At 29.0% G+C, this 2,094-nt stretch carries 2 protein-coding genes and 1 pseudogene; all 3 read right to left on the bottom strand.

Features of this window, described 5'->3' with window-relative positions; genetic code table 11:
* Window positions 1–100: 100 nt before the first annotated feature.
* Window positions 101–523 carry a helix-turn-helix transcriptional regulator gene (locus G3997_RS03705; protein WP_296648296.1) on the bottom strand — a complete coding sequence of 141 codons (423 nt, stop codon included), beginning with the start codon at window positions 521–523 and terminating at the stop codon, window positions 101–103.
* A gap of 44 nt (window positions 524–567) precedes the next feature.
* The gene (locus G3997_RS03700; RefSeq protein ID WP_296648293.1) at window positions 568–1,752 is read right to left on the bottom strand and encodes a M20 metallopeptidase family protein; all 1,185 of its coding nucleotides are present in this window, start codon (window positions 1,750–1,752) and stop codon (window positions 568–570) included.
* 162 nt (window positions 1,753–1,914) lie between these two features.
* A pseudogene (locus tag G3997_RS03695) lies at window positions 1,915–2,094 on the bottom strand (MATE family efflux transporter); the annotation flags it as partial.

Genomic DNA, 2,094 nt, shown 5'->3' with positions numbered 1-2,094 from the left:
GTTATATGAATAAAAGGATATAATAATATTATCCTTWTATATAAAAAATCCTAAAAATTTAAACTAATAAATCTTTAGGACTTTTTATTATTATTTAATTTTAAATAAATTTAATTTTGTCTTTGTGTTCTTCATAATTAATTATTATACTATTATAACTTTTATTACAAATATTAACATTGTATATTTTATTAATTAAAATAACCTTATCTACTGATTCAAATTTATCAATCAAACAAGATTCACCTATATTATTACTGCTATATTCACCTATATCTAATGCAAATATTAAAGATTTATAATCACTATATCTAAGTATATGAATTGCTATTGTATAGTTTTTATCAATTTCTATTCCTCCATTTGCACCTCTATAAAAAATTATAGGTACACCAGCTACAGATAATTTATCTAAATCTCTTCGTATTGTTCTGGTAGATACATTAAACGCTTGAAATAACTGTCTAACAGTAACTTTAGAACTGCTTCTTAATAGATAAAATAAAATATCTAAAAGTCTCATATGTATTTCGCTATTTTTTATATATAAATCAAAATAAATTTTTATTATTTATTGTTTTTTAACCAATTTATAGCACTATATGCATGTATAGCAGCACCTGTTGGTAATACATCTTCATTAAATACTACTTTTGTATTGTGCATTGGTTCACCGAATTCTGGATTTTCGTTTTTAGCTCCAGCTCCTAATATTAAGTAAAGACTTGGAACTTCATAAGAATAAGATGCGAAGTCTTCAGAACCCATTCCTCCACCTTCGAATAACCATATTCCTTGCTCTCCAACTATATCTTTTAAGTATCCAGTTACTTCGTTAGCTAATGCTTTATCGTTAGTTAATGGTGGTACAGAAGATAACTCTATTAATTCAGCTTCTCCTCTGAACATTTTAGCAGTACCAGTAACTATATCATTCATTCTGCTGAATACTTGTTCTCCAACAGCTTTATCTAAAGTTCTTATTGTACCTTCCATAACAACTTCTCCAGGTATTATGTTTGGAGCATCTCCACCTGCAAATTTACCAAATGTTATAACAACTGGTTGAGTTGCAACTATTTCTCTAGTTACTATTTCTTGTACTGCTTGATATATATGAACTGCTATGTTTATTGGGTCTACACCAGTTTCAGGCATAGCTCCGTGGCATCCATGACCTTTTACAACTATTCTAAATCTGTTACATCCACCTATACTTGTACCTAATCCACATACTACTAAGTTTGATGGTGTTCCTGAGTTAACATGCATTGCCATTGCAGCATCAACCTTAGGATTTTGAAGTACTCCAGCTTCTATCATTTTCTTAGCTCCAGTGAATCCTTCTTCATCTGGTTGGAATACTAATTTAACTGTACCTTCTATTTTGTCTTGGTTTTGCTTTAATAATTTAGCTGCTCCAAGTAACATTGCAGTATGCATATCATGACCACATGAGTGCATTGCACCATTTTTAGCAGCAAAATCACATGCTGTAGATTCTTCCATTGGAAGAGCGTCCATATCAGCTCTTAATAAAAACGTTTTTCCTGGCTTACTACCTTCTATAGTAGCTACTATACCACTATCACATATTTCTTTTGGTTCATATCCCATTTCTGTTAATTTATCCATAACATACTTAGTTGTCGTAGGTAAATGTGTACCAACCTCTGGGTTAGCATGTATATGTCTTCTATAAGACACTATTTCATCTTTTATTAAATTAGCTTGTTCTAATAAGTTATTCATAAAGTCACCTCATTAACTTCATTTGATACTATACTTAATATAATATTCCTGATGTTACAAAATGTCAATAATTAGGAATAATCTAGAATTTTTATCATGTTTTAGTAAAATATACAATTAAATTTAAATACATATTTTAAATTTAATTGTATATTTTTTATTTTAATTTATTTCTTTAACTAAGTTAGTAGCCCACTTTTTAGATAAGGCTCTAGGTACACCAAATATAAATTTAACTATTTCTTCAGAGTAACTAAGAAGTACTAAAATGTATATAGGAGCACCTTTAATTGCAGCAAAGAATGTAARARGAAGAGATGCTAACCACTTACATCCTAACTC

The sequence above is a fragment of the Romboutsia sp. 13368 genome (assembly GCF_018336475.1).
GTDB lineage: Bacteria > Bacillota > Clostridia > Peptostreptococcales > Peptostreptococcaceae > Romboutsia.
The sequence above is the reverse complement of the archived record's forward strand: the minus strand, read 5'-3'. Positions and strand labels throughout refer to the sequence as shown.